This is a genomic window from Vibrio sp. V39_P1S14PM300 (assembly GCF_009904765.1).
Taxonomy (GTDB): domain Bacteria; phylum Pseudomonadota; class Gammaproteobacteria; order Enterobacterales; family Vibrionaceae; genus Vibrio; species Vibrio proteolyticus.
This window is the reverse complement of sequence record NZ_WXWP01000128.1, coordinates 1-5,727: the sequence shown is the minus strand read 5'-3', so window position 1 is coordinate 5,727 and position 5,727 is coordinate 1. Positions and strand designations below refer to the sequence as shown.

General features: G+C 41.5%; 4 protein-coding genes. 2 read left to right on the top strand and 2 right to left on the bottom strand.

Annotation, left to right across the window (positions count from 1 at the left end; all coding sequences use genetic code 11):
• Positions 1-339: hypothetical protein (locus CAG65_RS06300; protein WP_202599292.1), on the bottom strand; the 339-nt coding region annotated here is incomplete at its 3' end.
• Positions 340-1,060: 721 nt separating this feature from the next.
• Here CAG65_RS06300 and CAG65_RS06295 point away from each other — a divergent pair.
• Entirely contained in the window at positions 1,061-1,447 is a 387-nt protein-coding gene (locus CAG65_RS06295; protein ID WP_161452893.1) for an HVO_A0114 family putative DNA-binding protein, read from the top strand.
• A 435-nt stretch (positions 1,448-1,882) separates the two neighbouring features.
• On the opposite strand, the gene CAG65_RS06290 is transcribed toward CAG65_RS06295, so the two are convergent.
• On the bottom strand, positions 1,883-4,219 hold the full coding sequence (locus tag CAG65_RS06290; RefSeq protein WP_161452891.1) for a TOTE conflict system archaeo-eukaryotic primase domain-containing protein: 2,337 nt from the start codon (positions 4,217-4,219) through the stop codon (positions 1,883-1,885).
• A gap of 165 nt (positions 4,220-4,384) precedes the next feature.
• Here CAG65_RS06290 and CAG65_RS06285 point away from each other — a divergent pair, with 165 nt between their 5' ends.
• Positions 4,385-5,332 carry a competence protein CoiA family protein gene (locus CAG65_RS06285; protein WP_102507398.1) on the top strand — a complete coding sequence of 316 codons (948 nt, stop codon included), beginning with the start codon at positions 4,385-4,387 and terminating at the stop codon, positions 5,330-5,332.
• Positions 5,333-5,727 lie beyond the last annotated feature (395 nt).

The following is a 5,727-nucleotide window of genomic DNA, read 5'->3' as shown; positions in this document are numbered from 1 at the left end:
GCTGACAACCAATTCCTTTTGGTTTTCAAGTGGTTCACCATGATCAGAAAAGATGTCATTTAACTTTTTAGGAATATCATTAAAGCACGCAGCACTTAAAATTGTATCTTTATCAATAAATGAAGTAAGCTCTTCAACAACGTGCTTTCGTTTTTCAGGCGCTCGATGCTTGTTTCCCAGAGAGTATAAGTCCAGCAGTTCTAACACCGAATTTAGCGGGTTATTATATGAGACTCGATCACTGTCTAAACTTTTGACGTTGCTCATGCTGGCCCAGCATTCAATAAAGAACAGCTGTTGTTTTTCCAGATCTCGGTTAATCTCTTTGAAAATTCGCATACCTTGCTCAATCCGCCAGTGTCGGTTATACTATCGCTACATCATACAGATTTTACATCAATAGCGCATTAAGCTGTTGATTCCGAAAAAAACGGTCTCCACTTTTGACTGTGGCATGTTCCCGAAAAGTTCTGAGACCAATCATACCAAAAGGGTGCATTTATGCGCCCTTTTCCATTTCTAGCATGGACTGATATACGTGCGTGCTAGTATCTCACGCAAATGCTTTGACCCTATATCTCCCCTTCGCTCAAGAGTTTTACGCTGAAGGCGAAGTAAGGTTTAATTCTTCTTCTCGGCAAAGAATTGGAGAATACACTGCAAGAAAGCTATCTTGCATAATGCCCATCACTCGTTGCTGCGGCGCATGCCGCTTCGATAGCACCGCTTTACGCTGTACATAATTCAAATGCGTGACAATGACTAAGGTGGATTTTCGCAGTGCGGACAAAAGACTATATCGCTCGAAAACCAAACCTCTAGTCTAGTTTGATCAGCTCATACACCAGTGTTTTTATAATGAAGATACTAGTAGACCTTAGTATAGACTGAACCGAAAAGGCGCAATGAGACTAGGGTTTCATTATTTCTCTTGGCCTCACGATCTCGAAATTTGTGTCCATTGGTATCGTATTTTCGTTGGACGTAACTATCCACTTTTTCTTTCAGAACAGTGTTGTATACACTAGAATTTTATTATTTCGTTCGGAAAGGGGTACTAATGAAAGCTCGCATTGGGGTTATGTCGGAAGATCTCATTCGTAGACACATGATTAATGTGACCTCTGGCAACACTAATCATAACAAGGATCTACCCACATTTTGGTTCACGTCACTAAATGAAGCCTCAAAGCTCTTATGTAACGAGAATATCGAACTAATGCATCAGATCAGTAGAGAAAAGCCTGAAAGCCTAGCTGAGCTTGCGGAGATTAGCGGTCATCATATCCGCGAACTCTCACGAACACTCGACGACTTATCATCAAAAGGATTCATCCAGTTCGAGGAAAAAGGCAATGCTTGCCGTCCTATCACTGTATTTACTGACTTTGAGATTATTCTCGGCAAAGAATTAGAGGATACACTGCAAGAAAGCTATTGTGCATGATGTCCATCAATCGTTACTGCGGCGTATGCCGCTTAAAAAGCACAGCTTTATGCTGTGCAGCCTCAAATAGAGGCTATTCTTAATACTTTCCGTCTAGGTCAACCTGCTCGTTATTACTTCTTGTAGCCTTAGCCTTGTTCTTCATATAAGCCTTGCTCAAAACAATGCCTTAATCACGATAGTACAAATTACACTCTCGCCAGCTTCAGAAAGATTGCCTCATCAAAAAAACCAACCAAAAAAGAAAAAACAAATAATTTCATATACTTAAATAAAACTAAGCTTTAGACACTAAAAGTTAGTGTCTAAAGCTTAGTGCCGAAAAATTAAACAACAAGTCCAATCATTACCTTGTACAGAAGTAACCTTCAAGTAACTTAAGTAGAAGTGCTTAGCGTTTATCGATACCTGTTAGATATCGAGGTAAAACCAAGATTAAATCAATTGCTCTTGGATTATTGATTCTGATGAAAAACCAAGTGCCCGATACCCTTTTTCTCGCTTATTGAACATCCTGAGCAGCATTGGAATTTTTGCATCAACATAGTCGATCACTTTCACCTCCTCTTTTCCTTTGTAATCACGCTGTATTCGCCCTACATATTGGATTAACGATCCTTTCCAAGACACAGGCAACGCCAATATCAAAGTATCTAGGCGTGGAAGGTCAAAGCCCTCTCCTACAAAACGTCCTGTGGCAACAATAACTTGTGTACTGTCTAGCTTCGACATCGCCTCAGCTTGCTGCTTTTTCTTCATCGAACCCACTAATATTTGGTGTGTAATCCCCGCATCATTAAGCAAACCAGCAATGATATTGGCGTGCTCTCTCCGTTCGGTTAATACGATCGGAACTCGGCCATTAGCGACTTCGTTTTGAATTCCCTCGACAATAGCGGCATTACGTACAGGGTGAAGCATTAACCAACGATAAATTTCAGAGATATGAGGTTTAGGTTCATTCGAAGATAAATGTAAAGGCACTTCCAGGGTCAGCTCTCGGCGATCTAGTACCTGAGCAAACTGATTGTTTCGGTCTAACTTTATGCTATGCCTTACTCTACCTGCTTGCATAAATATGATCGGTTGATACCCATCTCGTCTTTCAAGTGTTGCACTAATCCCAGCGACGTACTTAGCATGCGCTTCCGATAACACCTGCTCATATTGTGGTGCTGATAGATGGTGGCATTCATCCACAATAATTTGGCCATATTCTTTCACCAGAGCATGAACACTATTGTCGCTTCTGTTTATCAAACTTTGATAAGTCGCGACATCAACTTGTCCTGTTGGTTTCTTCTTGGCTCCTGTATACACGCCGATATCGATACCCTGGGTGAAAGCTTTTAAGCGCTCCTGCCACTGGTCAACAAGCTGCTTGTTATGCACTAACACCAGGGTATTGACCCCTCGTCTTTGTATTAAACCGATTGCCGTTACCGTTTTGCCAAAGGCAGTTGGAGCATGAAGGACACCGATGTCATGCTGCATTAGCTCATCAATCGCTTTACTTTGCGCAGAGCGCAACGAGCCAACGAATGTCATGTCTGCTAGCGCCTGACCAACAAAACGATTATCCGTTACTTGGAGAGCAATATCTAATTCTGAGCAAATAGCCTTTACGTCATCCCAACAGCCCCTCGGCAAGCTCAAATAACCACTGTCTAACTCCGCCAAACATATAAAACGTGCAATTCCGTTGGTAGATAAACGCAACCCTTGGGCTTTGAAAAACTTAGGATTCGAAAAGGATGCCAATTTCTTAAACTGGGCGATTAAAGAATTCGGAGCTTGACTTATAGGTATGTACAATCGGTTAGCAAGAACAATGTCTATCGCCATAGGTCTGTCTGGGATGGAAACGGTAGTGTTCACTGTTCGCTCCCAAGGCTTAATCGACAGACCATCCTCAGCATAATTTCGATGCTCCACTCTGCTTTCGAGAAGTAATTCTATTTTCTCAATAGATAGTCGTCCCATCGACGCTAACATCTCCCATTGATCAGAATATGGTGTAAAGGACTGATCAACAAACACCGAGTTTCCGTTTGCACGAGCTTGTTTTTGTAACGGCAACGCTATCAGATTCCCAATTCCCCCGATAGGTAGCACGTCTTGGTTGGGGAATAGGCGGTCATAGGAATCAAATGACAAAGCGCCATGAATTTTCATGGCTTCATCAAGCAAATAGAACCCTAATTGTCGAGCCACTTTTGCATCAGTCGCTTGTGCAAAGAAAATCCATACATGTGCTCCCTGACCTGAACGAGATCGCTCTAATAAACAATCGATACCTTTTAGTTTGCACACTTCGACATACGCAAGAGAGGCTTCTTGCCAATCACTTTTGTCAAAATCAACCGCGAGTAGCCAACAGGTGTTGTCCGCTAGCATAGGATACAAACCAACAACTTCTTTGCCAGTAAGGTGACCATACACAGCATCATCACCTAATGGCTTGAATACTTGATTAGGGCACTCCAAACACTTTACTTTAGGTTTGCCACATAGGCCTTGATGCCACTCGTTTTCGCAAGCAATCGCATAACCACTTCTGCCTTGTTGATTCTGCCACCTATGCGCATAGCATTGAGTATTGCCTTTAAAATAACTCTGATAGATAGACAGTTTTTGTTGAGGTGACATTTCACATACTGGCTTCTTGTTAATCGCTTCCTGCGTCAATAGACGCTGCTTCTGCTGTTCAAGTTGAGCCAACTCCTTTTTCAGCTCATGAATCTTTTGCTCAATTAGCTCAAACTCATCCATATTTAGCCCCGACAATTACATCATTTTCATGCAGTTAATAATCGATTGTATAAAAGACAATACGAAAACAAAGGCACAATTCATAACCTATCTAACATATTTATAAAGCAATCTTGCCTAAAATCAGCACATACCGTCACTAAATTGAGAGTTATTCACGTTTTGATGATGCTTCAACATGTGCCTTTCGGCTTAAGAACTCAAGAGCAGACATTCGTTGATGTCGCAGATGTTGTGCGAGGGAAGAATTGCGGCTGTATATGCCCTTCTTGCCACACACCACTGATTGCGAGACAAGGTGAAGAAAAGCAATGGCACTTTGCGCATGCTAGCCGAAAGGTTGAAGGAACTGATAAAGAATGTGATTTTTCTTTTTTTGTTTCTGTGCGCATGATGGCGAGACAAGTGATAGAAACAGGTATATCTATTGTTCTTCCTGAGTACAGGAGTTCTCTCACAAAACAAGCAAAAGGAAAGTGCTTCAAAGAAGATTTTTTAGTTGCTAAGTCATCCACCATCTTACTTGATAACGTCGATAAAGAAGCTTCATTTGAGAAATGTGTTGTAGACATAATGGGCCAAGTCGGTAATTTCACCTTTGTTATTTACTTTACCCACCCAAACCGTCCACTTCCAAGTGAATTGCTTATTCCACATAACAGGCAATGCGGTATACTCGAAATCAAGCTGGATGATACACATCACCTATTTACACATGATAAAGTCTCAGGGATTCGGCAACTAGACAGACTAAAAGATTACCTTCAACACGATGTCGAATTTAAAGTGTGGGTATTTCACCCACGCTATGCTCAATTGAAGCAAGAAGCGACTGAGCGATTATCCTTAAAAGCATTTCAGTACACTCCGCCCCCTACTCCTAGCCTTCATAATGACCAACACCGTCATCGCAACCAGAGGAGTATCAAGCTTCAACGCTCCGACTCATGGCAACCAACAACGAAAACTATCCAGCCAGCACCTGTGCCAAGACGTTCAGCTCAATTTGAGTGCATCATGTGTCAATGCCAGTGGCAAGTTACGCTACCTAGTAAACCAATCTGCCCTAAATGCCATAGCCACCTCTACGCTAGCGAGATCTCCTCAAACTAAGAACCACATCAATCGTTCATTTTATTCTTCTGTTCATTTTTTATGAACAAACCGAAAAAATGAACGCCACCTAATGATATTCCTAGCTTTTGTTTCTAAAGACTCAAACTCTGAAAACGGCTAATGAGTAGTTAAAGTTTCATAAACAAACTTACATCCAAATTATGAGCAGGAAAGGTATCATTAGAGGTGACAACTCCTCCTATTCGTTCACCGATGGAATTCATATTTTGTGAGCTTTGGAACAAATACACGCACAGAAATCAATTTCATATCAAAAAATGCAAATAATGAGATGAAATTAATTTGATTGAATCGCGATGATCGTCTATCTTTCATCCTCGTCTCCTATAGGGATAGTCAAACGCTTAATTAGTAGGGGGGGTACTGTACGC

Excerpts from the sequence above, each read along its gene's own strand:
- CAG65_RS06290 (WP_161452891.1), bottom strand. The coding sequence starts at position 4,219 with ATGGATGAGTTTGAGCTAATTGAGCAAAAGATTCATGAGCTGAAAAAG.
- CAG65_RS06285 (WP_102507398.1), top strand. The coding sequence starts at position 4,385 with ATGATGCTTCAACATGTGCCTTTCGGCTTAAGAACTCAAGAGCAGACA.
- CAG65_RS06295 (WP_161452893.1), top strand. The coding sequence starts at position 1,061 with ATGAAAGCTCGCATTGGGGTTATGTCGGAAGATCTCATTCGTAGACAC.